Annotated in this window: 21 protein-coding genes; 8 read left to right on the forward strand and 13 right to left on the reverse strand. The window is 75.6% G+C overall.

Annotated features, from left to right (window positions below; all coding sequences use genetic code 11):
- Positions 1 to 36 precede the first annotated feature (36 nt).
- On the reverse strand, positions 37 to 531 hold the full coding sequence (locus ACIQBJ_RS18190) for a hypothetical protein (RefSeq protein ID WP_400710716.1): 495 nt from the start codon (positions 529 to 531) through the stop codon (positions 37 to 39).
- A 327-nt stretch (positions 532 to 858) separates the two neighbouring features.
- Between ACIQBJ_RS18190 and ACIQBJ_RS18195 the strand changes: the two genes are divergently transcribed.
- Positions 859 to 2,388: a protein phosphatase 2C domain-containing protein gene (locus tag ACIQBJ_RS18195; protein WP_400710719.1), complete on the forward strand. Its 1,530-nt coding sequence runs from the start codon at positions 859 to 861 to the stop codon at positions 2,386 to 2,388.
- Between the two features lie 22 nt (positions 2,389 to 2,410).
- Here ACIQBJ_RS18195 and ACIQBJ_RS18200 read toward each other — a convergent pair whose 3' ends face one another.
- The 3 genes from ACIQBJ_RS18200 to ACIQBJ_RS18210 all read right to left on the reverse strand — a co-directional run bounded on the left by ACIQBJ_RS18200 (position 2,411) and on the right by ACIQBJ_RS18210 (position 4,869).
- Positions 2,411 to 3,019: a TetR/AcrR family transcriptional regulator gene (locus ACIQBJ_RS18200; protein WP_400710722.1), complete on the reverse strand. Its 609-nt coding sequence runs from the start codon at positions 3,017 to 3,019 to the stop codon at positions 2,411 to 2,413.
- A 101-nt stretch (positions 3,020 to 3,120) separates the two neighbouring features.
- On the reverse strand, positions 3,121 to 4,026 hold the full coding sequence (locus ACIQBJ_RS18205; protein WP_400710725.1) for a spherulation-specific family 4 protein: 906 nt from the start codon (positions 4,024 to 4,026) through the stop codon (positions 3,121 to 3,123).
- 99 nt (positions 4,027 to 4,125) lie between these two features.
- A complete protein-coding gene (locus tag ACIQBJ_RS18210) occupies positions 4,126 to 4,869 on the reverse strand; it encodes a GntR family transcriptional regulator (RefSeq protein ID WP_400710728.1) in 744 nt (247 codons plus the stop codon).
- A gap of 102 nt (positions 4,870 to 4,971) precedes the next feature.
- Between ACIQBJ_RS18210 and ACIQBJ_RS18215 the strand changes: the two genes are divergently transcribed.
- The 3 genes from ACIQBJ_RS18215 (at position 4,972) to ACIQBJ_RS18225 (ending at position 8,800) form a co-directional block, all read left to right on the forward strand.
- Entirely contained in the window at positions 4,972 to 5,208 is a 237-nt protein-coding gene (locus ACIQBJ_RS18215) for a hypothetical protein (RefSeq protein ID WP_400710731.1), read from the forward strand.
- On the forward strand, positions 5,205 to 5,417 hold the full coding sequence (locus ACIQBJ_RS18220) for a hypothetical protein (RefSeq protein WP_400710734.1): 213 nt from the start codon (positions 5,205 to 5,207) through the stop codon (positions 5,415 to 5,417). The genes ACIQBJ_RS18215 and ACIQBJ_RS18220 overlap by 4 nt, the downstream gene beginning before the upstream one ends.
- Before the next feature lie 116 nt (positions 5,418 to 5,533).
- Positions 5,534 to 8,800 carry an SdrD B-like domain-containing protein gene (locus ACIQBJ_RS18225; RefSeq protein ID WP_400710737.1) on the forward strand — a complete coding sequence of 1,089 codons (3,267 nt, stop codon included), beginning with the start codon at positions 5,534 to 5,536 and terminating at the stop codon, positions 8,798 to 8,800.
- Between the two features lie 87 nt (positions 8,801 to 8,887).
- Here ACIQBJ_RS18225 and ACIQBJ_RS18230 read toward each other — a convergent pair whose 3' ends face one another.
- The 3 genes from ACIQBJ_RS18230 to ureA are packed head-to-tail and all read right to left on the reverse strand — an operon-like array spanning position 8,888 to position 12,428.
- Positions 8,888 to 9,934 carry an agmatine/peptidylarginine deiminase gene (locus ACIQBJ_RS18230; RefSeq protein WP_400710740.1) on the reverse strand — a complete coding sequence of 349 codons (1,047 nt, stop codon included), beginning with the start codon at positions 9,932 to 9,934 and terminating at the stop codon, positions 8,888 to 8,890.
- A gap of 30 nt (positions 9,935 to 9,964) precedes the next feature.
- Entirely contained in the window at positions 9,965 to 11,686 is a 1,722-nt protein-coding gene (locus tag ACIQBJ_RS18235; RefSeq protein WP_400710743.1) for an urease subunit alpha, read from the reverse strand.
- A 31-nt stretch (positions 11,687 to 11,717) separates the two neighbouring features.
- A complete protein-coding gene (gene ureA / locus ACIQBJ_RS18240) occupies positions 11,718 to 12,428 on the reverse strand; it encodes an urease subunit gamma (RefSeq protein WP_400710746.1) in 711 nt (236 codons plus the stop codon).
- Between the two features lie 326 nt (positions 12,429 to 12,754).
- Here ureA and ACIQBJ_RS18245 point away from each other — a divergent pair, with 326 nt between their 5' ends.
- Positions 12,755 to 13,237, forward strand: coding sequence for an ATP-binding protein (locus tag ACIQBJ_RS18245; protein WP_400710749.1), 483 nt, complete (start codon positions 12,755 to 12,757; stop codon positions 13,235 to 13,237).
- A 231-nt stretch (positions 13,238 to 13,468) separates the two neighbouring features.
- A complete protein-coding gene (locus ACIQBJ_RS18250; RefSeq protein WP_400710752.1) occupies positions 13,469 to 15,655 on the forward strand; it encodes a SpoIIE family protein phosphatase in 2,187 nt (728 codons plus the stop codon).
- A gap of 25 nt (positions 15,656 to 15,680) precedes the next feature.
- On the opposite strand, the gene ACIQBJ_RS18255 is transcribed toward ACIQBJ_RS18250, so the two are convergent.
- The 5 genes from ACIQBJ_RS18255 to ACIQBJ_RS18275 all read right to left on the reverse strand — a co-directional run bounded on the left by ACIQBJ_RS18255 (position 15,681) and on the right by ACIQBJ_RS18275 (position 20,363).
- Positions 15,681 to 16,688, reverse strand: a complete 1,008-nt coding sequence (locus tag ACIQBJ_RS18255; protein ID WP_400710755.1) for a DUF2637 domain-containing protein — start codon at positions 16,686 to 16,688, stop codon at positions 15,681 to 15,683.
- A 136-nt stretch (positions 16,689 to 16,824) separates the two neighbouring features.
- Complete coding sequence (locus tag ACIQBJ_RS18260; protein WP_400710758.1) at positions 16,825 to 17,634, reverse strand: iron-sulfur protein; 810 nt, start codon at positions 17,632 to 17,634, stop codon at positions 16,825 to 16,827.
- A gap of 93 nt (positions 17,635 to 17,727) precedes the next feature.
- A complete protein-coding gene (locus ACIQBJ_RS18265) occupies positions 17,728 to 18,507 on the reverse strand; it encodes a hypothetical protein (protein ID WP_400711371.1) in 780 nt (259 codons plus the stop codon).
- A gap of 233 nt (positions 18,508 to 18,740) precedes the next feature.
- On the reverse strand, positions 18,741 to 19,571 hold the full coding sequence (locus tag ACIQBJ_RS18270; RefSeq protein ID WP_400710761.1) for a hypothetical protein: 831 nt from the start codon (positions 19,569 to 19,571) through the stop codon (positions 18,741 to 18,743).
- A gap of 201 nt (positions 19,572 to 19,772) precedes the next feature.
- Positions 19,773 to 20,363: an NTP transferase domain-containing protein gene (locus tag ACIQBJ_RS18275; protein WP_400710764.1), complete on the reverse strand. Its 591-nt coding sequence runs from the start codon at positions 20,361 to 20,363 to the stop codon at positions 19,773 to 19,775.
- 131 nt (positions 20,364 to 20,494) lie between these two features.
- Here ACIQBJ_RS18275 and moaA point away from each other — a divergent pair, with 131 nt between their 5' ends.
- Complete coding sequence (gene moaA, locus ACIQBJ_RS18280; protein ID WP_400710767.1) at positions 20,495 to 21,502, forward strand: GTP 3',8-cyclase MoaA; 1,008 nt, start codon at positions 20,495 to 20,497, stop codon at positions 21,500 to 21,502.
- Between the two features lie 183 nt (positions 21,503 to 21,685).
- A complete protein-coding gene (locus ACIQBJ_RS18285) occupies positions 21,686 to 22,441 on the forward strand; it encodes an HNH endonuclease family protein (protein ID WP_400710770.1) in 756 nt (251 codons plus the stop codon).
- Positions 22,442 to 22,535: 94 nt separating this feature from the next.
- On the opposite strand, the gene ACIQBJ_RS18290 is transcribed toward ACIQBJ_RS18285, so the two are convergent.
- Positions 22,536 to 24,929, reverse strand: coding sequence for a glycosyltransferase family 39 protein (locus ACIQBJ_RS18290; RefSeq protein WP_400710773.1), 2,394 nt, complete (start codon positions 24,927 to 24,929; stop codon positions 22,536 to 22,538).
- Positions 24,930 to 24,981: the final 52 nt, after the last annotated feature.

A 24,981-nucleotide genomic window follows, 5' to 3' on the forward strand; every position in this document is an offset into this window, starting at 1 on the left:
CCCGCGGACGGGGCGTCGGTCGGCGGTGGGTTCCGCTCAGGACCGGTGAACCTGGAGCACGTGCAGGTCGGGTGCGTGGTGCGACCCCGCCCCGGCGGGGCGGGGCGCGACGGCCGGTGCCCCGGACGGGGCGATCGACCGCGGCAGGACGACCGGGCCGGGCTGCGGGGGCGCGTTCGGCAGGTGCGCGTCCGGTCCGCAGAACGAGTGGCCGGAGCAGCCGTGCCCCGGCCGCTGTCCCTGGCCCTCCACGGCGCACCAGACGTACGGCAGCCCCGGGGCGTCGGCCGCCACCGGGGCGGCGTGGTGCGCAGCCCGTCCGGTCTTCGCCGGGCCGGGACGGTCGGCGGTCGGTGCGGTCGGGACGGCCACCAGGGCCGGTGCAGCGGCGGACGGGCCCTGGACGGCCGTCCGGGCGCCCGGCGCGGCCTGGCCGGACGGCGCGGCCTCCGGCGTCGCGGCCCGGGCGCTCGCCGTGCACGGCAGCAGCGCCAGCAGGGCGGCCAGTAGCAGGGACCACAGCAGCGCCACCGGGCGGAGTACCGCGAACGCGGTCCCTTCCCGGAGTCGATTGCGAGATCCCGACGCGGCCATGCGCACATATTAATCAGCCGATCGGGTGAAGCGGTGCCCCCTTCGGGCTCCGAATTTCCGGCCGGAGGCCCGATCGGCCGGGGCCGGAAGGCCCTGTTCGGGCCCGCTCGGTCCGTTCTCCGCCCGTTCCCCGCCCGCATGGCCGCCGCGGTGGCCGGAACGTCTCCCCGACCGTCCGCGCGATGTTCCGAATCCCGGACACCGTCGTCGTCCTTCGGCAGAATGACGTGACGTCCGGCACCCACACGGATCAGGAGCGGTCAGTTGAACCAGCAGGGCGCACCCGGCCAGCCCCGCCCCGACGACGCCTGGTGGCACACCGTCTACGCGGGGCCCGCAGGCACCCTCCCCGACACCCCCGCCGCCACCGCCGACTCCTCCACCGTGGACGACTGGTTCAGCACCGCGGCCGACCTGATCGGCCAGCAGCGCACCACGCCGCCCCCGCCGCCGCCCCCGCCGCCGACCGCGGAGCCGAGTACGGGCGACGAGGGCGGCGACGGCGCGACCGGGACCGTTCCCGGGCCGCGTCCGCGCAGCTGGGCCGAGGCCGCCTGGCCCGACCTGGACAGTCCGCCCGCCGAGGCCGCCGAGGCCGCCGAGGCCGCAGCGCCGACCGCGCCGGCCGGGCCCACGCCGACCCTGGCCGACCTGCCGGTGGCGCCGCCCGAACCCCCGTCCGTGCCGCCGAGGCCCGCCGCGCCGCCCGCGGTGGAACCCGTGCGCTCCGAGGTCGTCCTGGCGAAGCCCGCGGCCCCCCGTCCGGAACCGCAACAGCCGGAGCCGCAGTCGGAGCCGGAGCCCGGGCGCGCCGAGCCCGTCGCGGCGGAGACGCCCGCGCCGGTCGTGCCGCCGGAGCGGGGCGCGCCCTGGACGGGCCGGGCCGAGCCGCCCGCCGTCCCGCACGTCGGCGAGCGGCCCCCCACGTACGAGGCCGAGCCGACCGCGCTGGCCCCCGCCGACCCGGCGGGGCTGGCCGACGTGGTGCCCGACACCGCGATCGACGGCGCCCGGTTCGCGGCCACCACCCTGCGCGCGGTGTCCATCCGCGGCGACTCCGCCCGCTACCGGGGCGAGCCCCGGCGCGACGCGCTGCTCACCGTCCGGTTCGGCGAGGGCGAGGACGCGCTGGTCCTCGCCGTGCTGGCCGCGCCCGCCCGCCGGGCCAACGCCCAGTGGGGGTCCGCCGCGGCGGTCGAGGCCGCCCGGCAGCTCGCCACCGCGATCGGCCGCAGCCGGGCCGAACTCGCCGCCGACCTGCGGGCCGGGGCCCGGGACCGGCTCCGCTACGGGCTCCAGCGGATCGCCCTGCAGTCCGCGGTGCGGCTGCGCAGCGCCGCCGAGAGCGAGGACCCGGAGAGCGGGCCGCCGCCCGAGGAGACGGCCGCGCTGCACTGCCTGCTGATGTCCACCGACCCGGCGGCCACCCACCGCGCCGCGTTCGGCACCGGTCCGGGCGGGCTCTACCTGCTGCGCTCCGGGCACTGGATCGACGCGTACGCCGCGCGGCTGCTGCACCACCCCGACGGCCAGCCGCCGCTGCCGCCCGCCGCGATGCCCGCGCCCCGGCCGTTCCGCTTCCGGCTGGTCCCGGCGACCTCCGGCGACATCCTGCTGCTCTGCACCCCGGGCCTGGCCGCCCCCATCGCCGAGGAGCCCGCCGTCGCCCACTTCCTCTCCAGCCACTGGGCCCACCCGCACCCCCCGGGCACCGTCGACTTCCTCCGCCAGATCCAGGTCCGCGCCAAGGGCTACGCGGACGACCGCACCGCGGCGGCGGTCTGGACGGACTGAGGGCCGCCGGTCCGGGGCGGGGTCAGCGCTCCGCGCCCAGCAGGGCCTGCGCGGCGGAGGCGGCGTGGGTGAGGGCGTCGGCGCGGGTGGCGCCGGGGAGGCCGATGGCGAGGGGGACGGCGAGGCCGTCGAGGAGGGCGCGGAGCTGGACGGCGCGGGTGGCGGCGGGGGCGGTGAAGGCGAGGGCGCCGGTGGCGCGGCCCTCGTCGAGGAGGGCGGTGAGGTCGTCCTGCCAGGGGGTCTCGATGTCGAGCTGGCCCCGGCGGAGGTCGGGGCTCTCGGGTGAGCGGCTCCACACCTCGATCCACAGGCTCCACCGCGGGTCGCCGGGGCCCTCCGGGAGGTAGAGCTCCAGGTAGCGCTCCAGCCGTGCGGCGACGGGGAGTTCGCGGCGGGCCAGCTCCCGGCCGCGGATCTCGCCGAGCTGGGCCTCGCTCCAGCGGAGGGTCTCCAGCAGGAGCTGGTCCTTGCTGCCGAAGTAGTAGAGGAGGTGCCCGGCGCTCATGCCCAGCTCCCGGCCGAGGCCGGCCATGGTGAGCCGGGCGAGGCCGTGTTCGGCGACGGCGGCGCGGGCGGCGGCGTAGACCTCTTCGCGGGGGCGGGCCGGCCGGCGGGTGCGTGGCTGGTCCATCCGCGCTCCTCGGTGGGTGGGGCTCTTTCGGGACCAGTGTCTCCCACGGCGGGCCGGGCGGTGCCGCGGAGGGACGGGGCGCGCCCCTCCGCGGCCCGGGGTCAGCCGAGGGTGGCGGCGTACGAGGTCTCCGCGCCGAAGCCCCAGGCCGGGGTGGCGTCCCACGGGTTGTCGAGGACGTCGTCGGTGGCGTACGCGTACCCGGCGCCGCGGGTGAACGCGGTGGAGAGGGCGGCGCGCATCGCGGTGGCGTCGGGGACGGCGTGCACCAGGTGCCAGTAGGCGGTGCCGGAGGGGTCGAAGGAGGAGCCGGAGTAGTAGCCGGCGGTGAGGTTGAAGACGTTGCCGCCGAGCCAGGCGCCGGTGTAGGCGGCGTAGGTGCCCTCGAAGGTGACGAAGGTGTCGGCGGTGCGCTTGCCGGGTTCGAGGAAGCAGTCGGCGACGGCGGTGCCGGGGTTGTCGACGACCAGTTCCTGCGCGGCCGGGTCGATCGAGTGGACCAGTGCCTGCACCTGCTGCCGCAGGTCGAGGTAGTAGTCGCGCTGGGCGTTGCCGGGGCCGCAGTCGCGGCTGGTGGTGTCGAAGAAGATGCCGTCGACGTGCAGCTTCCCGTCCGCGGTGACCAGGTAGTTGCGGACCGAGGCGAGGACGGCGTCCCGGTCCCGGGTGCCGCGCTCGGTGTGCACGTAGCCGAGCACCCGGGTGTGCTCGCCGGTGGCGGTGGTGCGGGCCCGCAGGGCGTCCGCGCGGGCCTGCCAGCTCGCGTCGAACGGGTTGTCGCCGTTGTTCGGGTTGAGGATGACGATCGACGCGGCGGGCTGGGCGGCCTGGACGTCCAGCAGCATCTGCTGGTTCGGGTAGACGTAGGCCGGGACGCCGACCTCCAGGCCGCGCACCGGGGTGGTGGTGGCGGCCCTGGTGGCGGGTGCGGCGGTGGCGGCGGGTGCGGCGGTGGCGAGCAGGGCGCCGAGGAGCAGGGCGGTGAGCCCCTTCGCACGGGTACGCATGCGGTGGTTCCCCCAAGAGGTTCGGGCGGGCGTCCCCCTGACGGCCCGTCGGCGCATGCTAACCCGCCGGGGGAAACTCCGTTCGAACCCGACGCACCGTCAGTCCGCCGTCGGCCGCTCGCCGTACTCGGCGGTCCAGCGTTCGCCGGGCAGCACCAGGTCGGCGGTCTCGACGGGGCGGCCGGTGGCCCGGTCGTAGTGGGTGCGCCGGATCGCCAGGGCGGGCGCGCCGGGGAGCAGGGCGAGGGCCTGGGCCTCGGCGCGGGTGAGGACCCGGGCGGTGAGCCGTTCCACGGGGTCGCCGGTGGTGATGCCGAGCAGGGCCATCCGGGCGACGACGCCGATCCCGGCGTGCGGGCCGGCCTCGGGCAGCACGACCAGGTCCTGGCCGGTGATCGCCATCGGCTCCCAGGACTCGACCAGGTAGGCGGGTTCCTCGTCGACCAGGTGGACGTAGGAGGTGTGCATCACCGGGTCGCCGGGCTCGATCCCGAGGCGCTCGGCGATCGGGGGCGCGGCGGCCTCCGTGGTGGACTGGCTGCGCCGGCCGACCTCGACGCCCTGCGCGGCGAGCCCGGCGGCGGTGTCGGTGCCGCGGCGGACCAGGACGCGGCGCGGCTCCTGGGCGCGGACGAAGTAGCCGCGGCCCTGCTTGGCCCGGACCACGCCCTCCTGCTCCAGCAGCCGGTACGCGGACTGGCCGACCCCGTGCGAGTAGCCGTACTGGGCCTGCAGCTCGGCCAGCGACGGGAGTTGACTGCCCGGCGGGTACTCGCCCGCGGCGATCCGCCCGCGGATCTGCTCGGCCACCTGCAGGTAAGCGGAGGGCCCGCTGGCGGTCATGGACGTCCTCCGAAAGGTCTGCGGTCCGGCCGATCGGTGACACAGTATCCCGCATGGCACTACTCTACGTGTAGAGCTTGGCCCTATGTGTACCTTGGGGGAGTGGTGCAGATCAGCATGCGCGCGTCCGGCCTGCGGGCCGCGATCGAACGGGCCACCGGGGCCCTGGCCGAGGTCCGGCTCTCCGTCGGCAGCACCCGGATCAGCGTCCCCTGCCCGCCGGACGACGCCCCGAGCTGGAGCGAACTGCTGCGGGCGCTGCGCACCGCCGACCGCTGGGGCTCCGTCACCGCGGACGGGCAGACCGTCATCTGGGCCCAGATCGAGGAGGACTCGTGACCACCGACCAGCCGCCGGGCCCGCCCCCGCCCGGCCCCGAGCACCGCTACCGGCCCTGCGGGTGCTGCGCGCGCTGCACCGCGGGCACCGACCGGACGCCCACCCGGGAACAGGACTGCTGGGACGCGTTCCTGACCGGCACCGTCGCCGCGATGGTCGAACGGCGCCGCTGGGAGCGCCGCCGCGAGGAGGAGCAGCGCTGGTACTGACCGCGGGCCGGGAATCCCCCGAACGGCCCGCCCCCGCTGGACCGGCCGGGTGAAAGGTGTCCGGACCGGCTCGCGCCGCACCGGGCCGGACCGCACCGGTCGGATGAACTGCGCGCATGCGTACTCCCCATCGGACCGGACGGATCGCGGCCGCCCTGGCGGTGCTGGCCGCGTCGTTGTTCGGCAGCGGCGCCCTCGCCCCACCCGCGCAGGCCGCCGTCTCCTTCACCAAGACCGCCGACAAGTCCACCGTGGCCCCCGGGGAGAACGTCACCTACACCCTGCAGTACTCCTGCTCGGTGAAGGAGTGCGTCAACGGGGCGATCACCGACGCGCTGCCCGCCGGGATGGAGTTCGTCTCCTGGGTGCCCGACCCGAGCACCGTGGACGTGCCGAACTCGACCGTCCCCGCGCCCGGCACGGCCGGCGGCAACCTGGACATCAAGCTGCAGACCCTCAGCCCCGGCACCACCGCCTCCGTCCGGGTCACCCTGAAGTTCCCGAACTGGACGACCGCCAACGGCAGTTCGGCCCTCAACTCGGCCCGCCTGACGGTCGACGGCGAGGACCCGCAGACCGGCAGCGCCACCGTCACCGCCCAGGTCGAGCCCACGTACCAGGTCACCAAGGGCGTCCAGACCTCCAGCGCGGACGGACGGACCGTCACCTACCAGTTCAGCGCCTGCTCCACCGACGGCACCAACGTCGACCTCGACACCAGCCGGCTGCTGGACACCCTGCCGCCCGGCGCGGTGGTCGACACCGGCCGCTCGCCCGGCTGGAGCCAGGTGCCGCCCGGACCGAACACCTGGGGCTACGACAACGGCGAGTTCCGGGCCGGGAACGGCCACGCCGGCTGCCGCATCCCCGGCGTGCTGGTGGTCAACTACCCGGAGGCGCAGTTCCCGACCGGCAGCACCTCCACCAACCGGGTCGAGCTGTTCGGCGACCCGCTCGGCCCCGACCCGGAGCGGAGCCTGTCCACCGCCGAGGCCACCACCGGGCAGTTCCAGCAGCCGAACACCGACGTGCAGGTCGCGGCCAGCAAGACCTGGGCGGAGACCTCGGTCTCCGGCGACCTGAACAGCTTCAGCCTGTTCGCCACCAACACCTCGGCGCCCGCCACCTCCCTCACCATGACCGACCCGGGCACCGGCACCACCGACGGGCTCTACAACTGGCTGTACCCGCAGTCGCTGCAGTTCTCGCCGTGGAACCCGACCGGCATCACGATGACCTTCGAGTACCGGCTGAACGGCGACCCGGCCTGGCGCACCTTCACCCCCGGCACCCCCTTCGACGGCTCCGGCAACCGCCGGGTCACCTTCGCCGAGGGCGCCGGCGACCCCGCCGGCGACGTGCTCGGCATCCCCGCCGGCCGCTGGCTGGACGGCCTGCGGTTCACCTGGAACGGCCCGCTGCCCACCGGCTGGTCCCCGGGCGGCGGCGTCCAACTGGTCACCCAGGTCCTCGCCACCGGCCACGACGGCCGCCGCGCCCCCGCGCCGCTCACCAACTGCGTCACCAACACCGCCACCGACGGCAGCTCCACCGCCACCGCCACCGGCTGCGCGCGGACCACCGTCACCGACGGCACCAACCTGGGCGCCGCCAAGACCACCACCGAGGGCGCCGTCACCTCGCCCGGCGGCCGCGCCACCTTCGAGGTGATCCCCTACAACCGCAGCGGGCGCGCCCTCGACCGGCCGCTGGTGCTGTACGACGTGCTCCCGGCCGGCCTGGTCTACGTCGACGGCTCGCTGCGCACCACCGACGGCTACCCCGACGCGAAGCTCCCGCAGTCCGTCGAGGTCACGCCCGGCCCCGACGGGCGGCAGATCGTCAAGATGACCTGGCCCGCCGGCGCGCCCGACATGACGTACCTGCACGACCAGCTCGCCCACCGGGTCAAGTTCGACGTCCAGGTGGCCGGCAGCGTCCGCTCCGGCACCCTGGTCAACGAGGTGTTCGTCACCGCCGACGCCCCGACCGTCCCGGTCACCTGCTCCTACAACGGCACCGACAGCGGCGTCCCGGACGCGCTCGACCTGAACGGGAACGGCGACCGGACCGAGAAGATGTGCCCCGCCTCCTCCCGGGTCGAGGTGCAGGTGCCGAGCGTGCTGCGCTCCTACAAGGAGGTCAAGGGCGACCTCGACGCCGACTACGGCAGCATGGGCGCCACCACCCCCGGCGGCTCCCTCACCTACCGGATGACCGTCCGCAACGACTCGCCCGACCCGGTCACCGAGTTCCTCGCCTACGACCGGCTGGCCGCCCCCGGCGACGGCTACGTGCTGAACCCGGACGCGCCCCGCGGCAGCGCCTGGGCACCCGCCCTGCGCGAGCCGCTGACCAGCAGCGACCCCACCGTGGTGATCGAGTACACCACCGCGAAGCAGCCCTGCGTGGACGCCCTGGTGCCGCGCGCCCAGGACCCCGGCTGCGACCCGGCCGCGACCTGGGGCACCGCCTTCCCCGGCCCCGGCAACGCCACCTGGTTCCGGATCTCCCGCCCCGGCACCCTGGCCTCCGGCGCCTCCTTCACCCTGGGCTGGCCGATGGTCGCCCCGTACGACGCGCCCGCCGCCGCGTACGCCTGGAACTCCTTCGCCTACACCGCCACCGACGCCACCGGCAAGCAGCTGCTGCCCGCCGAGCCCGCCAAGGTCGGCGTCGCGGTCCAGCAGCTCAAGCCCTCGGACAACGCGCTCGGCGACTTCGTCTGGCAGGACGTCGACCGCGACGGCGTCCAGCAGCCCGGCGAGCCCGGCGTCGGCGGCGTCGGTGTGGCCCTGCTCGACGGGAACGGCGACCCGGTCCGCGACCTGAACGGCAAGCCGCTGACCACCGTCACCGACGGCTCCGGCCACTACCTGTTCGACCACCTGCCGGACGGCCGCTACCAGGTCCGCTTCGACCTGGCGACGCTGCCGAAGGACGCCACCGTCACCGCCCAGCACGCCGGCTCCGACCCGGCGCTGGACTCCGACGGCGACCCGCGGACCGGCCTGACCCAGGTGGTCGGCCTGGCCGGCGGGCAGCGCGACCTCGACCTGGACCTCGGCATCCTGCTGCCCGAGCCGCCGCCGTCCCCGTCGCCCTCCCCGTCGCCGTCCGACTCGCCGTCCCCGTCGCCGTCCGGCTCGTCCTCCCCGGCCCCGTCGCCGTCCGGCTCCCCGGCGCCCTCGGGTTCGCCCGCGCCGTCCGGTTCGCCGTCCGGCCCGGTGACCCCGGAGCCCTCCGGCAGCACCGGGGGCGGCCTGCCGCAGACCGGTGCCGACCTGCCGAGCGGGACGCTCGGGGCCCTCGCCGGGCTGCTCACGGTCGTCGGCCTGCTGTGCTGCGTGCTGGCCCACCGCCGCCGCGGACGCCGCCACTGACGGACCGGCCGGACCACGGCCGCGGGCCGGAACCCCTGGGCGACCAGGAGGTTCCGGCCCGCGGCCGTTCGGCGTCCCGACGGTGCGTCAGGCCCGCGGCTGCTGCTGGGTGATGCAGTGGATGCCGCCGCCGTTGGCGAAGATCCCGCGGGCGTCGACCAGCTCCACGGTGCGGCCCGGGTAGGCCTTCTCCAGGATCGCCTTCGCCTCCGCGTCGCGCGGGTCGTCGAAGGCGCACAGCACCACCACGCCGTTGGCCACGTAGTGGTTGATGTAGGAGTAGTCGACCGGCTCGCCGTCCTCGTCGAACAGCACGGTGGGGGCCGGGAGTTCGATCACCTCCAGGGTGCGGCCGCGGGCGTCGGTGGCGGCCCGGAGGAGCTCCGCGAGCTCCCGGCAGACCTCGTGGTCGGGGTGCGCCGGGTCCGGCTGGGCGTGCACGACCACGGTGCCGGGGCGGACGAAGGAGGCGACGATGTCGATGTGGCCGCGGGTGCCGAACTCGTCGTAGTCGCGGGTCAGTCCGCGCGGCAGCCAGACCGCCTTGCTGGTGCCGAGGAAGGCGTGCAGCTCGGCCTCGACCTGCTCGCGGGTCCAGTCGGCGTTGCGGCCCTCGCCGAGCTGCACCGTGTCGGTGACCAGCACGGTGCCCTCGCCGTCCACGTGGATGCCGCCGCCCTCGTTGATCAGCCGGGAGGCGAAGCGCCGCACCCCGGCCAGCTCGGCGACGTGCTCGGCGACGTCCTGGTCCTTGTCCCAGCGGGCCCAGGACTGGGCGCCCCAGCCGTTGAACACCCAGTCGGCGGCGGCGACCTCGCCGTCCTCGCCGATCAGGAAGGACGGGCCGATGTCGCGCATCCAGGCGTCGTCCAGCGGCCGTTCGACGATCTCCACCGCGGCGGAGACGTAGCGGCGGGCCTGCTCGCCCTCGCCGGTGTTGACCACCAGCGTCACCGGCTCGTACCGGACGATCGTGTCGGCGACCGCGGCCCAGGCGCGGCGGGCCGCGTCCAGCTGCTCGGCGCCGTCGAAGGTCGGGTTGGCGGTGGGGAAGGCCATCCAGGTGCGTGCGTGCGGGTGCCACTCGGCGGGCATCCGGAAGCCGAGCGAGGCGGGGGTGGGGGAGCTGCTCATGGGGTGGAGTCCTATGCGGGGGAGGGGTGTTCAGAGGAAGTAGAGGCGGCTGAGGGAGACCGTGTCGGCGGGCTCGGAGCGCAGCGGCTCGCCGTCCAGCGACACCAGTCCGGTCGGCGAGACGTCGACCCGGCCGGTCCGGCCGTTGCGCAGCATCGACCGCGGCCCGATCCCGCGCGTCCCGCGCACGCCGACCCGCCGCCGGCGGGTGGGCAGTCGGTCGCCCGCCACGTCCAGGTAGGCGGTGTCGGCGGCCGCCTGGGCGACGAACGCCACCGAGAGGTCGGCGGCGGTGGCCCCGTGCGCGCCGAACTGCGGCCCCAGCACCAGGGGTTCGCACCGGTCGGTGGAGGCGTTGGGGTCGCCGACCACGCCGTAGGCGGGGAAGCCGGCCTTGAGTACCAGTTGCGGTTTGGCGCCGAAGTGGTCGGGGCGCCAGAGCACCAGGTCGGCGAGCTTGCCGACCTCGATGGAGCCGACCTCGTGCGAGAGCCCGTGCGCGATGGCCGGGTTGACGGTGAGCTTGGCGATGTAGCGCAGCACCCGCTCGTTGTCGTCGCCGCCCTCGGCCGTCCCGTACGAGCCGGTGCCGTCCAGCGGGCCGAGTTCGGCCTTCATCTTGCCCGCCAGCGCGAAGGTGCGGCGCACCGTCTCGCCGGCCCGGCCCATGCCCTGGGCGTCGGAGGAGGTGATGCCGATGACGCCGAGGTCGTGCAGCACGTCCTCCGCGCCCATCGTCCCGGCCCGGATCCGGTCCCGGGCCATCGCCGCGTCGCCCGGCAGGTCGGGCTTGAGGTCGTGCGCGGAGACGATCATGTCGTAGTGCTCGCCCAGCGCGTCCCGGCCGAACGGGAGCGTCGGGTTGGTGGAGGAGCCGATGACGTTCGGCACGCCCGCCATCTTCAGCACGTTCGGGACGTGGCCGCCGCCGCAGCCCTCGATGTGGAAGGCGTGGATGGTGCGGCCGTCGAGCACGGAGAGGGTGTCCTCCACGGACAGGCACTCGTTCAACCCGTCGGTGTGCAGGGCGACCTGGACGTCGTACTGCTCGGCGACCCGGAGTGCGGTGTCCAGCGCCCGGGTGTGCGCGCCCATGTCCTCGTGCACCTTGAAGCCGGACGCGCCGCCCTCGGCCAGCGCCTCCACCAGCGGCGCCGGGTCGGAGGACGAACCCCGGCCCAGGAACCCGATGTTGACCGGCCAGGCGTCGAAGGCGTTGAACGCGTGCCGCAGCGCCCAGGGGGAGTTCACGCCGACGCCCCAGACCGGGCCGAACTCCTGGCCGATGATCGTGGTGACGCCGGAGGCCAGCGACGCCTCCATGATCCGCGGCGAGAGCAGGTGGACGTGGGTGTCGATCGCGCCCGCGGTGACGATCAGGCCCTCGCCCGAGACGATGGTGGTGCCGGTGCCGACCACCACCTCCACCCCGTCCAGGGTGTCGGGGTTCCCGGCCCGGCCGATCGCCGCGATCCGGCCCTCCCGGATGCCGATCGAGGTCTTCCGGATGCCCTGCACCGCGTCGATGACGAGCACGTTGGAGACCACCACGTCGCAGGTGTCCCGGACGGCGGCGGGCTTCAGGTGCAGGCCGTCCCGCGCGGTCTTGCCGAACCCGGCCAGGAACTCGTCGCCCGGCGCCTGCGAGTCCGACTCGACCCGGACGATCAGCCCGGAGTCGCCGAGCCTGACCCGGTCGCCCGCGCGCGGGCCGTGCACGGAGATGTAGTCGTGCGGGGTGATGGCGGTCATGCGAGGTCCTTCCCGGTCGGGCGGGCGGCGGTCACTGCGCGGGCTCCGTGTCGTCGAACTCGGTCAGGTAGCCGGTGGCCCGGGCCCGGACGAGCGCCTGCTCCTTCGCGCCGGGGGCGTCCAGCGGGCCGTCCACCAGGCCGGCGAAGCCGATCGCCACCCGGGCCCCGCCGATCGGCACCAGGCCGACCTCGACGGTCGCGCCCGGGTCGAAGCGCACCGAGGAACCGGCCGGCACCGCCAGGTGGGTGCCGTAGGCGGCGGCCCGGTCGAAGGCGAGGCGCGGGTTGGCCTCGAAGAAGTGGAAGTGCGAGGTCACCGAGATCGGCACGGTCGCGGTGTTGTGCACGGGCAGCACCAGTGCCTCCTCGACCGGGTCGTAGCCGGCCCCCGGCCCGACCAGCGCCGCGCCCGGCGCCCCGTCGCCCAGCGAACCCGCGCCGCGGAACGGGTCGGTGACCACGGCGAGCCGCGTCCCGTCCTCGAACACCGCCTCGACCTGCACCACCGTCACCACGTCCGGGACGCCCGGCAGCACCTCCTCGGCGGAGAGCACCCGGCGGCCCGCCTCGATCGCCTCGGCCAGCCGGCGGCCGTCCCGGGCGGCCTCGCAGACGGTGTCGGCGATCAGCGCGGTCGCCTCGGGGACGTTCAGGCGCAGGCCGCGGGCCCGGCGGGCGCGGGCCAGCTCCGCCGCCGTGAAGATCAGCAGGCGGTCCCGTTCGGTGGGTGTCAGTCGCACAGTTCCTCGCTGGAGGGAGAGCGGAGGGTGGTCGGCACAGAGTTTAGAACGGCGTTCAAACGTGGGCCCCATTGAAGCCCGCGCCCGGCCGCCGTGTCCAGCCTCGGGGCGCGCGGCCCCCGCGGCACGCCGACGCGCAGGACGCCCGGGCCCGGACCCGGCGGCCGACCGGCGCACGCCCGCGCACCCGTTCACCCCGGTGCGCGCCGAGGAGCACTGTTCCAAATGCCGCCGAGTGGGCATGACGATGACAAGAAGGGGCCGTGAGGCCCGGCGGGGGGCCGGGGGCGGCCGTACGGAGCACGAGTCGGGGGCGTACGGGATTGATGGACGGTCAGGCGAGGTTTCCGCGGCAGCGATCGGTCGCGCACGGGGAGGAGGCCGACCTGCGGACACCCGCACCGGCCCACCGGCCCGACTGCGCCCTGCACCACCGGCTGCACGCGTCGCTGGCGGCCGCCGACCTGCTCGCGGTCGGCGCCGTCCGCCGCCGCCTGCGCGACGCCCTCGACCACTGGGGCGTCCCCGAGCTCGCCGACACCGCCGAACTGCTGACCTCCGAACTCGTCACCAACGCGCTCGTCCACACCGGCAAGGACGCCGTCCTGGACGCGGTGCTCACCGGCGAGCAGCGCCTGCGGGTCGAGGTCCGGGACCGCACCAGCAGCCTCCCCGGCCGCCGCAACCCCGGCGAGGACGCCACCAACGGGCGCGGACTGCTCCTGGTGGAGGCGCTCGCCGACGACTGGGGCGTGCAACTGCGCGGCGACGGAAAAGTCACCTGGTTCGAGCTGTCCGCCGCGGCCTGAACCGGCCGCCCCACCCGCCGCCCCACCGGCCGCCTCGGAAAAACGAATATGCCCGACGTGATCGTGTGCGATCGGTCCCGTCCGGCCCCTCGGGATTGCCGCCTTGCCGAACATACGACAGGGTAGTGAGAATGTGTGCCAGGAGGCACACCCCCATCCATCGCGGTCCGGCCGGCCCCGCAGGGCACCGAGCCACCAGCGGCCGCCAGGCAAGGCACCGGCAGGAGAAGCATGGCCACCGAGCCCGAGGCGCCTGGGCCCGCCCGCCGCACCCCGCCCGCCCAGGCCACCAGGAACGAGACCCCCGCGAACGCGCTGCGGGCCGCCACCGGCCGCGCCGTGCCGCCGAGCACCCCCCGCGGCCTGCCCACCCGCACCGGCGACTCCACCCCGGAGTGGCTGGAGCCCGCGATGGCCGCCAACGGCATCGGCTCCTTCGACTGGGACATCCGCCGCGACGTCCTGGTCGGCGACCAGCGCGCCTGCGCCATCCTCGGCCTCACCGGCCAGCCCTTCGACCGCACCTCCGGCTCCTTCCTCGCCCTGCTCCACCCGCAGGACGCCCCCGTGGTCCGCCGCCGGGTCGAACGCGCCGTCTCCGAACTCGGCCAGTGCGGCGCCTACTACCGCACCGTCTTCCCCGACGGCGAGATGCACGCCGTCCGCTTCCGCGGCCGCGTCCTCGCCGACGCCTTCGGCCGCCCCTCCCGGATGGTCGGCTTCGTCTGGGACGCCACCGTCGAACTCCACAAGCGCGAACGCGCCGACGAACAGGCCGTGCTCCGCGAGGAGCGCTCCCGCTTCATCAAGGAAGCCGCCCGCGCCCTCTCCGAGGCCGTCACCGTCCGCGACGTCGCCCGGGTCTTCACCGAACTCCCGCTGCCCGGCCTCGGCCCCGACGGCCTCGCCCTCGCCTCGCTCGAAGGCGGCCGGATCGCCCTGCTCGGCTCCAGCGGCTACGACCGCGAACTCAGCAACCGGTTCGACCGCATCCCGCTCTCCCCGGCCCACCCCGCCGCCGAGGCCGTCCGGCAGCGCGTCCCGGTCTTCGTCTCCAGCCGCGAGGAGTACCGGGAGCGCTACCCCGACGCCTGGGACTGGGCCGAGGCCAGCGGACGCTCCTCCTGGGCCTTCCTCCCGCTGGTCGCCTCCGGCCGCCCCACCGGCGTCTGCGTGGTCTCCTTCGACGACACCCGGGAACTCGACGCCGACGAGCGCACCCTGCTCTCCACCCTCGGCGGCCTGGTCGCCCAGTCCCTCGCCCGGGCCCGCCTGCACGACGCCGAACACGAACTCGCCGCCGGCCTCCAGCGCGTCATGCTGCCCCGCACCGTCCCCGCCGTCCCCGGCGTCAGCACCGCCGTCCGCTACCTCGCCGCCGGCTCCGGCCTGCAGATCGGCGGCGACTGGTACGACGTCGTCCCGCTCCCCGGCGGCCACGTCGGCCTGGTCATCGGCGACGTCCAGGGCCACGACGTGCACGCCGCCGGCATCATGGGCCAGCTCCGGATCGCCCTGCGCGCCTACGCCGCCGAGGGCCACCCGCCCGCCGCCGTGATGGCCCGCGCCTCCCGCTTCCTCGCCGACCTCGACACCGACCACTTCGCCACCTGCACCTACGCCGAGGTCAACGTCGACTACGGCGTGGTCTACGCCGTCCGGGCCGGCCACCTCGACCCCGTGGTCCGCCGCGCCGACGGCAGCGCCCACGCCGTCCCCGTGGCCGGCGGCCTCCCGCTCGGCGTCGCCCCCGACGAGGAGTACCGGGTCACCCGGTTCAGCCTCGACCCCGGCGAGACGGTCGTGCTCTGCACCGACGGACTCGTCGAGGCCCGCGACATGGACCTCGACACCGGCTTCGCCCGGCTCTGCGCCGTCGTCGCCCGCGAACTCCCCGCCGTCGGCGAATCACCCCGCGAACCGCTGGAGGAACTCGCCGACCGGATCGCCTCCCAGGCCGCCGACAGCAGCGAGCGCGAGGACGACATCGCGCTCCTGCTGCTCCGCTGGGACGGCCCCGCCGGCGGACGCGCCGCCCAGCAGCTGCGCCGCCGGATCGGGCAGGCCGACCTGGCCCGGATCTCCGAACTCCGCGGCGAACTCCGGGACGCGCTGCGGCGCTGGGGCGTGCCCGAACTCATCGACACCGCCGAACTGCTGGCCTCCGAGCTGGTCACCAACGCGATCCGGCACACCGACCGCGACGCGATGTTCACCGCCCGGCTCTACCAGGACGCCGGACGGGCCCGCCTGCGGGTCGAGGTCGAGGACGAGTCCGACCTCTGGCCCACCCGCCGCACCCCCGGCGAACAGGCCTCCTCCGGCCGCGGCCTGATGCTCGTCGAAGCCCTCGCCGACGCCTGGGGCGTCGAACCCCGGGGGACCGGCAAGCGGATGTGGTTCGAACTGAGCACCTGACGGCCGCGTCGGAGGGCCCGACCGCTCAGCCGAACTGCTGCTCCAGGTCCTTGAGCTTCTGCTCGAGGGACTCCAGGCGGGGGAGGGCCACGGTGTCCTCCTCCGGGGTGAGGTCGATGCTGCGGCGCGGCGGGGTGGCCGGGAGGCCGGTGGGGGCGGGTATGGCGGGCTCCGCGGGGGTGGGGGTCGCGGCGGCGGGGGCGGCGGGTTCGAGCTGGCGGGGGTTGCGGTGGCGCCAGCTGCCGGGCTGGCGGCCGATGGCCCGGATCTCGGCGCGCTCCCGGCGGGAGGCCATCCGGCGGCGCTCCCGGGTCTCGGCGGCGTTGCGCCGGTCGTCCCGGACCTCCTCGACCGCCTCGTCCAGGGTGCGGACGCCCTCCAGCAGCATCAGCGACCAGGCCGCGTAGGTCTCGCGCGGGGCGCGCAGCCAGCGGACCACCCGGATCTGCGGCAGCGGCCGGGGCACCAGGCCCTGCTCGCGGAGCGCGGCGACCCGGGTCTGCTTCAGTGCGCGGTCGAACAGTACGGCCGCCGAGAGCGACATGCCCGCGAAGAATTGCGGGGCGCCGTCGTGGCCGAAGCCGCGCGGGGCGTGCACCCAGTTGAACCAGGCGGAGGCGGCGGCGAACAGCCAGACCAGCATGCGGGAGCCGAGCGCCGCGTCGCCGTGGCTGGCCTCGCGGACGGCGAGGACGGAGCAGAACATCGCCGCGCCGTCCAGGCCGAACGGGACCAGGTACTCCCAGCCCCCGGTGAGGCCCAGGTTCTGCTGGCCGAAGCCGACCAGTCCGTGGAAGGACAGGGCGGCGGCGACGGCCGCGCAGCAGAAGAGCAGCAGGTAGGAGGCGCCCCCGTAGAGGGACTCGGTGCGGCGGCGGCGTTCCTCGGCGCGCTCCCAGGAGTCCGTGCCGCCGGTGTTCTCGGCGGTGGCGGAGCCGGCCCGGCTACGGGCGAAGGCCAGCAGGGCGACGGTGGCCACCAGGGCGGTCGCGCCGGCGACGGCCCAACCCAGCGGTATGTCCGACAGTCTCATGACTCGATCCAGCCTCGCTTTCCGCGTCGTGGTGGCGGGGACCATCATGGCGGAGAAATGCGGGGATCATGACCGGATCGGGGCCAATACACCGATAGGGGGGAATTCCTGATCGGAATTCAAAAGACAGTCATATCTATTGCGCGCGCGGGCAGCTGAAACAGGGTTCGGCCGGGCGGACGGTGTAGAACAGGCAGCAGCTGACCCGGGTCCTGGTCCGGGCGCCGTCCTCCTCGCGGAAGCCGGGCGTCCCGACGAACGGGGCCGCCCCGGCGTCGCCCGGCAGCAGCGCCGCCAGCCGCTCGACCGCCCGGGGCTCGTCCGCGAGCAGGGTGGCGAGGTACCAGAGGCCGTCCACCACGTCGTCGGTGGCGAGGGCCCAGAGCGTGCGCGGGCCGCGGCGCACGCGCGGGCGGAAGGCGGCCAGGACGGGCGCGAGGTGCTCGGCGAGCGCGGTGCGCAGCGCGGCGTCCAGCGCGGGGAGGTCGGGGACGACCAGGGCGTCCGGGCGGTCGGCGGCCGGGTCGTCGGGCAGGCAGTGGAAGGCGGTCGGGCGGGCGGTCAGCTCGCCGGTGGCCCGGTTGATCGAGACCCGTTCGGTCGGCAGCACCGGGACCCGGTGCTCCAGGAACCAGGGCAGGGTGAAGGCCAGGGCGGCCGGCCAGGCGTAGCGGTGCAGGCTGAAACCGGCGGTGACGTCCGGGCGGGTCGGCGCGCCGTACAGGTCGAGGCCGAGCCGCTCGTCGAAGGCGATCATGTCGTCGAGCGCGGCCGGGTCGGTGGCGAGCGCGGCGGCCGTCGTCCAGCCGGGGCCGGTGCGCGGGTTGCCGGAGTGGATCCGCAGGCCGGCCGAGACCTCGTCGAGGCGTCGCCAACCGGTCGTGCAGGGAGCGGAGTTCACGAGCGTCACGGGGGAGGGGCACTGCTCGACCTGGTGCGCGGGCACGCGGGCTCCCTGGTGTACCCCGGGGGCGGGGCCCGGGCGCGGCACGGTGGACCCGCCCGGGGCGTCGAGCGCCCCGGGCAGGTAAGGCTCACCTTAGCTGATGCCGTGCCGCAGGTCGCGCCGCGTGCCGCCGTCCGGGGGACCGGGCTGCGGCGGGACCTGCGCCAGCCGCCTCGCCAGCCACACCGGCACCCCGCCGAGCGCCTGCACCAGCCGGGCCGCCTCGGCCCGCAGCCGCTCCGCCTCGGCCGGCTCCGACACCTCCGCCAGCGCGGCCAGCGCCGGCGCCACCCCCACCGTGTACCCCAGCTCCTCGCGCAGCCGCAGCGAGGCGGCGAACCCCTCGCGGGCCCGTTCGACGTCCCCCTCGGCCCGCGCCAGGCCCGCCAGGTGGCGCCAGGTCGAGGACCGCAGCAGGTCGTCCCCGCGCTCCCGGGCCCCCTCGTGCGCCCGGGCGTAGGCGCTGTGCGCCGCCGCCGTGTCGTGCAGCAGGTTCTCCGCGACCAGCCCGCGCCGGAAGTCCAGCAGCGGACGCCCCGGGGCCTTCGGCGGCAGCAGCGCCGAAGTCCGCCCGAGCGCGGCCTGCGCCTCGTCCAGCCGGTCCCGGCGGCCCAGCACACTCGCCACGTAGGCCAGGAACCCGCGGGCGCAGGACGCCGAGGCGCGCAGCTCGATCCCGGCCACCGCGGCCTCCGCCTGACGCAGCGCGTCCTCCGCGCGGTCCCAGTGGTCCGCGGTGAACAGGCACTGCTCGATCAGCAGTTCGGCCCGCTGCAGGGCCGCCGTCGGGTCCCGGCCCGCCTGCGGGCGGAGCAGGTCCGCCGCCTCCTGCCAGCAGCCGCGTGACCGCAGCCGCCAGACGACGTCCGCCATGCCCCCGGGGGCAGTTCCGTGCACCGACAACGCCACCTCCTTGTGCGCGCCATGCAGCGAACCGCCGACCCTCCCCACGGGCCCGCGTCGTGGCGGCAATTCAACACGCGCGGGAGCTTGTGCACCAGATCACGAGCGCGAGGAAATCCGGAACGGCGTGATCCGGACGGTGGTCGCGGCGGGGTGCCGGAAGGGCCGTCGACCGGGGCGGCGGCCCGGGAGGTGACGGTCCGTCAGGACGTCCAGCCGGTCTCCATCAGGGCCTCCGCGGCCCCGTTCGAGGGCTGCGGGATGCCCGCCGCGTCCAGCGTGAACAGGGCGACCAACAGTTGCTCGCCGCGGACCACGGCCTGCCGGGAGTAGCCCGAGACGGTGAACATCGCGGCCGCGATCTGCTCGCTGTGCAGCGTCTCCAGCCACAGGCACTCCACCGCCTTGACGTCGGCGGGCTCGGTCCAGGTGTCCACCCGGGCCACCGTCCGGGCGCCCAGCAGGGTGGTGGAGTCCCGTTCCTGACCGGGCGTCGGCTCCAGATCGTCGAATCCCAGCCACCGCAGGTAGCGGACCGCCGTCAGCACCGCGTCCTGCGGGGTGCGCACCGGCTGCGGGCGGAACGGCGGGCGCAGCGCCCGGGCCGAGCCGGAGCCGGCCGCCAGCGGGTCCGGCGCGGCCGCCGGGGGGACCGCCGTGGTGTACGGGCGGGCCGCCTCCACCGGGCGGACCGAGCGCGGGTGGGCGTTCTGCAGCCGGGGCGCCCGGTCCACCGGCAGCCGGACGGTCGCCCCGCACTCGCAGGTGAACTCCGGCTGCGGCCACTGGTCGCTGCGCCCGCAGTGCGGGCAGCGCATGTTCAGCCAGGAGTCCTCCCAGGACCGGAACCGGACCTGCACCGGCACCCCGCCGCGCAGCAGCGGCACCCGGAGCTGGGCCCCGCACGGGCAGGGCAGGCTCGGCGGTTCGTACCGGTGCTCGCGCCGGCAGGCCGGGCAGCGCAGGTCGCTCGCCCCCGACGGCGAGCCGGGGGAGAAGCCGGTCGGGTCCGCGGCGTCCTCGGGCAACGGCATGACGGGCACCGTCCGTTCCGGTCGGGAGAGGCGGGAAGACGCCTCCCATCCTGGCCGATCGCCGTCCGGACCGGTGCGGAATGAGGGAATCCTCCGACGGGGTTCAGGCGGTCGAAAGGTGCGCGAACGGTCGTGCGCCGGGGGCGTGCGCGCCTCCCGGTGGCGCGGGGTGCGGACGGGGCCCGTGGGGCCGGCGGTCCGTCAGGGGATGCCCCACCGGGCCAGGTCGGCCGGGGTGTCGAGGTCGGCCGGGTCGCCCGCGCCGGTGCAGTCGACCAGGGCGACCGGGTGGGCGGCGAGCAGGGCGCGGGCGCCGGCGTCGCCGGTCGCGGTGGCCCGCAGCTCCGGGAAGTGCGCGGCGCCGATCAGCACCGGGTGGGCCCGGCGGCCCGCCCAGGCGCAGGCGGCCAGGTCGGTGCGCGCGGTGTGCGCGGCCAGCAGTCGGCGGACCGCCTCCGCCGTCACCCCCGGGGTGTCGACCAGCAGCACCAGTACGGCCGTCGCGTCCGGTGGCAGCGCGGCCAGGCCCGCGCGCAGCGAGGAGCCCAGGCCGGTCCGCCAGTCGGGATTGTCGACGAGTCGACAGTCCCCGGTCGCCACCCGGGCCCGGACCCGGTCGGCCGCCGCGCCCAGCACCGCGACCGTCCCGGTGCAGCCGCCCGCCCGGGCCGTCGCCAGGGCGTGCGCCAGCAGCGGCCGCCCCCGGTAGGGCAGCAGCGCCTTCGGCCGCCCGCCCAGCCGCGACCCGCCGCCCGCCGCCAGCACCAGGGCCGGCACCCGCACCTCCGCCATGCGGCCAGTCTGCCCCCGCGCCCCGGCCGGCGGCCTTGGACGATCCGCCAGTGCCCGGCGCCCGCCCGCCGCCCGCTCCCGGCCGTTCCGTCCCTGGACCGGCCGCGCGCCGCCCCCGTTCACTGGACCGCATGGCATCGCGCCCCCGTCCCGCCCCCGCCCCGCTCGCCGACCGGTTCGGCCGGGTCCACACCGACCTGCGGATCTCGCTCACCGACCGGTGCAACCTGCGCTGCACCTACTGCATGCCCGCGCAGGGCCCGGGCTGGCTGCCGAAGCCCGAACTGCTGACCGACGGCGAACTGCTGCGGCTGGCCGGGATCGCCGTCCACCGCCTCGGCATCCGCACCCTGCGGCTGACCGGCGGCGAACCCCTGCTGCGGCGCGGCCTGCCCGGCCTGGTCGAGCGGCTGGCCGCCCTCGGCGCGGAACTCTCGCTCACCACCAACGGCGTCGGACTCGCCCGGCTGGCACCGGAGTTGGCGCGGGCCGGGCTGCACCGGGCGAACGTCAGCCTGGACACCCTGCGGCCCGGACGGTACGCCGCGCTGACCCGCCGGGACCGGCTCGCCGACGTCCTGGCCGGGCTGGCCGCCGCCCGGGACGCCGGACTGAGGCCCGTCAAGGTCAACACGGTGCCGGTGCGCGGCGTCAACGACGACGAACTCGTCGACCTGGTCGAGTTCGCGGTGCGCGGCGGCTACCGGGCGCGGTTCATCGAGTCGATGCCGCTGGACGCGCAGGGCGCCTGGGACCGGGCCGCGATGGTCACCGCCGAGGAGATCCTCGCCGTGCTCGGCGGACGCTGGCGGCTGACCCCGGTCGGGCGGCGCGGCAACGCCCCCGCCGAGGAGTGGCGGCTGGACGGCACCGAGCACGTGGTCGGCGTCATCGCCGCCGTCACCCGCCCGTTCTGCGGCGGCTGCGACCGGGTCCGGCTCACCGCCGACGGGCAGCTGCGCAACTGCCTGTTCGCCACCGCCGAGTCCGACCTGCGGGCGCTGCTGCGCTCCGGCGCGGACGACGACGCCGTCGAGGCCGCCTGGCGGGCCTGCGTCGCCGGCAAGGGCCCCGGGCACCGGATCGGCGCGGCGGACTTCGAGCGCCCGGCCCGGCCGATGTCGGCGATCGGCGGCTGACCCGGCCGACGGCGCGGGTTCCTGTCCGGAATCGTGTCCGGGTTCGCGCGCGGGTTTTCGGTCCGGGGCGACGGATGCCCGGATTGTGAGGTCTGTCATGGTGCGGTGCGCCCGGCTTGACCCGGAGTGGGCCGACTGGTCTCCTGTTGGGTCGTCAGGCCCGTCCTACCGCAGAGGAATGCCGTGCGCTCCCGCCGAACCGCCGTTGTCGCCGTCCTGTTGCTCGGCCCGCTCGCGCTCGCCGGGTGCACCAGCAAGAACGGGACCAAGCCGTCGGGGGGGTCGGGCACGTCCGGGTCCGCCGCCCAGGGGACCAACCCGCTGCAGAACCCCGACGGCACCAAGCCCGGGCTGGCACCCGTCACCGGCGACGCCGACAAGAAGGCCGGGCTGGAGCTGATCGCCAAGGTGAAGACCGCCGACCCCGGCCCGAAGACCGGCTACGACCGGGACCAGTTCGGCCCGGCCTGGACCGACAACGTGGACGGCGTCCCGTACGGGCACAACAACTGCGGGACCCGGGACGACGTGCTGGCCCGCGACGGGCAGAAGATCGAGCACAAGGACAGCGCCCAGTGCGTGGTCACCGCCATGACCATCTGGGACCCGTACACCGGCAAGACGGTGGAGTGGACCAAGCAGCAGGCGTCGAAGATCCAGATCGACCACGTGATGCCGCTGTCCTACGACTGGCAGCAGGGCGCCGCGCAGTGGGACAAGCTCAAGCGGGTGCAGATCGCCAACGACCCGCTGAACCTGATCCCGGCCGACGGCTCGCAGAACGGCTCCAAGGGCGACTCCGGCCCGGCCACCTGGCTGCCCGCGAACACCCAGATCCACTGCTCGTACGCGATCCGCTGGGCGCAGGTCTCGCTGAAGTACCAGCTGCCGGTGACGCCCGCGGACAAGAAGACCATGCTCTCGCTCTGCGGCGGCTGACCGGCCGCCGGCAGGAACGTCGAGGCCCGGGGCCGTCCGGACTCCCCCTGGGGGTGGGGAGTCGGACGGCCCCGGGTGTTCTCGGGACCCGCGGTCAGCCCGCCGACTTCGGCGCGGCCGTCAGGTCGTACAGGGTGGTGCTGCCGACCGTCTTCGCGGTGTAGGTGGACGCCACCCAGGAGGCGATCTCGGAGGAGTAGCTGGAGCCGCCCATCCCGCCGCCCATGCCGCCGCCGCCGATGAACCAGTGCACCTTGCCCTGCCGCACCAGCTCCTTGAAGCCGTCCAGGCTCAGCGACGGGTCGCTGCCGTTGAAGCCGCCCAGCGCCATCACCGGCTCGCCGGAGGCGAGTTGGTAGCTGGCCTGGTTCTGCGAGCCGACCGCCGCGGCCACCCAGGTGTACTTCCCGGCGTCCTGCTTCAGCAGCGCGGCCACCTCGGCGGAGACCTTGGCGCCCTCCAGCAGGCCGCCCATGCCGCCCCCGCCCGTGCCGCCGCCGAAGCCGCCGCGGCCGTCCTCGCGCAGGCCGCCGGTGCCGTTGCGGGTGCCGGTGCCGCCGGGGAAGTTCGGCATGCCGTTCTGGCCGCCGTTCGCCGTGCCGCCCGGGAAGGCGGGCATCGCGCCGCCGTTCTGGCCGCCGCCGTTCTGAGTGCCGCCGCCCGGGAAGTTCGGCATGCCGTTCTGGCCGCCCTGGCCGCCCTGAGCGTTCTGCCCGCCCTGGCCACCGCCGGGGAAGCCGCCGCGGAAGTTGCCGCCGCGGCCGCCGCCGCCCGGGCCGAAGCCGCCGCCGCGGACGGCCGGACCGGCGGTCACGATCGAGCCGCTGTGGCCGGTGGCGACGGTGTCGAGGGCGTACGCGGTCGGGCCGGCCAGGCCGGCGGCGAGCGCGGTGAGACCCGCCAGGGTGGCGATCCGGCGGCCGGCGTGGCCCTCGATCCGGCCGGCGAAGAGCAGGCCGAGCGCGGCCAGCACCCCGGCGACCAGCACGACGTTGCCCAGCCACGGCAGGAACGTGCTGCTGCGGCCCAGGAGTTGGCGCGCCCACCAGGCGGTGCCCGCGACCGTCACGGCCAGCACGGCCGCGTACGGCAGCCGGTGCCGGGCCCGCCACAGGCCCTCGGCGCCCATGCCGACCAGGGCGGCGACCGCCGGGACCAGCGCCACCGTGTAGTACTGGTGGAAGATGCCGGACATGAAGCTGAAGGTCAGCGCGGTGGCGAGCAGCCAGCTGCCCCAGACCAGGAAGCCGATCCGCGCCGAGTCGGTGCGCGGGTGACGGCGGGTGGCCCAGAGGCCGAACACCAGCAGGACCAGCGCGGCGGGCATCAGCCAGGCGATCTGGCCGCCGATGTCGCCGTCGAACAGGCGGGTGAGGCCGGTGCTGCCCCACATGCCGCCGCCCCCGCCGCCCATCCGGTTGCCGCCCCCGCCGCCGCCGACCGAGCCGGTCTCGTCACCGGTGATCCGGCCGAAGCCGTTGTAGCCGAAGGTCAGCGAGAGGAAGGAGTTGTCCTGCGAGCCGCCGACGTACGGGCGGGCCGAGGCGGGCAGCAGCTCGACGACCGCCACCCACCAGCCGCCCGCCACCACCATCGCCACGGTGCCGTACAGCAGTTGGCGCAGCCGGCGGCCGAGGCCGGTCGGCGCGCAGACCAGGTACACCAGGGCGAAGCCGGGCAGCACCAGGAACGCCTGCAGGGTCTTGGTGAGGAAGCCGAGGCCGAACATCACGCCGACGAACACCAGCCAGCGGGTGGACGCCGTCTCGGTGGCCCGGACGGTGCCGTACGCGGCCAGCGTGAGCAGCAGCACCAGCAGCGCGTCCGGGTTGTTGAAGCGGAACATCAGCGCCGCCACCGGGGTGAGCGCCAGCGCGGCGCCCGCGACCAGGCCGGCCAGCGGGGTGAAGCGGCGGCGCACCGTCGCGTACACGGTGGCGACGGTGCCGACGCCCATCAGGACCTGCGGGGCCAGCACGCTGAACGAGCCGAGGCCGAGCAGCCGGGCCGAGAGCGCCATCGGCCACAGCGACAGCGGCGGCTTGTCGACGGTGATGAAGTTCGCCGCGTCCGAGGACCCGAAGAACATCGCCTTCCAGCTGACCGAGCCGGCCTGCACGGCCGCCGAGTAGAAGGCGTTCGCCCACCCGGAGGCGGTCAGGTTCCAGAAGTAGAGGACGGCGGTGGCCAGCAGCAGGCCGAGGAAGGCGGGCCGGACCCAGCGGGCGTCCTGCTCCCGTCCGCGCCAGGTGCGGGCGGGCAGGGTGCGCAGCCGGGCCGCCCAGGTGGACGGACCCTTCGGGCCGGTCGGCGGCAGCGCCACCGGCGGGAACAGCGTCTCAGCGGGCCGCTCGCGCCCGGCCCCGGCGGGCGGCGGCGCGGCGGGCCACTCGGTCGGGCCGGACGCGGCACCGGCCGCGGGCGGCGGGTAGCTCGCGGCGTCGGGCCACGGCTCGCTGGTCGGAGGAACGGAACTGGACGTGGTCATGGCCCATACGCTCGGCGGCCGTGCTGAGAGCTTCATGAGACCGGGCTATGAG

Source organism: Kitasatospora sp. NPDC088391 (genome assembly GCF_044753345.1).
Lineage (GTDB): Bacteria > Actinomycetota > Actinomycetes > Streptomycetales > Streptomycetaceae > Kitasatospora.

What these genes read in the sequence shown, in the direction of transcription:
- ACIQBJ_RS18250 (WP_400710752.1), top strand. Translation starts at nt 13,469, where the DNA reads ATGGCCACCGAGCCCGAGGCGCCTGGGCCCGCCCGCCGCACCCCGCCC.
- ACIQBJ_RS18200 (WP_400710722.1), bottom strand. Translation starts at nt 3,019, where the DNA reads ATGGACCAGCCACGCACCCGCCGGCCGGCCCGCCCCCGCGAAGAGGTC.
- ACIQBJ_RS18230 (WP_400710740.1), bottom strand. Translation starts at nt 9,934, where the DNA reads ATGAGCAGCTCCCCCACCCCCGCCTCGCTCGGCTTCCGGATGCCCGCC.
- ACIQBJ_RS18290 (WP_400710773.1), bottom strand. Translation starts at nt 24,929, where the DNA reads ATGACCACGTCCAGTTCCGTTCCTCCGACCAGCGAGCCGTGGCCCGAC.
- ACIQBJ_RS18245 (WP_400710749.1), top strand. Translation starts at nt 12,755, where the DNA reads ATGGACGGTCAGGCGAGGTTTCCGCGGCAGCGATCGGTCGCGCACGGG.
- ACIQBJ_RS18255 (WP_400710755.1), bottom strand. Translation starts at nt 16,688, where the DNA reads ATGAGACTGTCGGACATACCGCTGGGTTGGGCCGTCGCCGGCGCGACC.
- ACIQBJ_RS18235 (WP_400710743.1), bottom strand. Translation starts at nt 11,686, where the DNA reads ATGACCGCCATCACCCCGCACGACTACATCTCCGTGCACGGCCCGCGC.
- moaA (WP_400710767.1), top strand. Translation starts at nt 20,495, where the DNA reads ATGGCATCGCGCCCCCGTCCCGCCCCCGCCCCGCTCGCCGACCGGTTC.
- ACIQBJ_RS18275 (WP_400710764.1), bottom strand. Translation starts at nt 20,363, where the DNA reads ATGGCGGAGGTGCGGGTGCCGGCCCTGGTGCTGGCGGCGGGCGGCGGG.
- ACIQBJ_RS18265 (WP_400711371.1), bottom strand. Translation starts at nt 18,507, where the DNA reads ATGGCGGACGTCGTCTGGCGGCTGCGGTCACGCGGCTGCTGGCAGGAG.
- ACIQBJ_RS18225 (WP_400710737.1), top strand. Translation starts at nt 5,534, where the DNA reads ATGCGTACTCCCCATCGGACCGGACGGATCGCGGCCGCCCTGGCGGTG.
- ACIQBJ_RS18210 (WP_400710728.1), bottom strand. Translation starts at nt 4,869, where the DNA reads ATGACCGCCAGCGGGCCCTCCGCTTACCTGCAGGTGGCCGAGCAGATC.
- ACIQBJ_RS18205 (WP_400710725.1), bottom strand. Translation starts at nt 4,026, where the DNA reads ATGCGTACCCGTGCGAAGGGGCTCACCGCCCTGCTCCTCGGCGCCCTG.
- ACIQBJ_RS18270 (WP_400710761.1), bottom strand. Translation starts at nt 19,571, where the DNA reads ATGCCGTTGCCCGAGGACGCCGCGGACCCGACCGGCTTCTCCCCCGGC.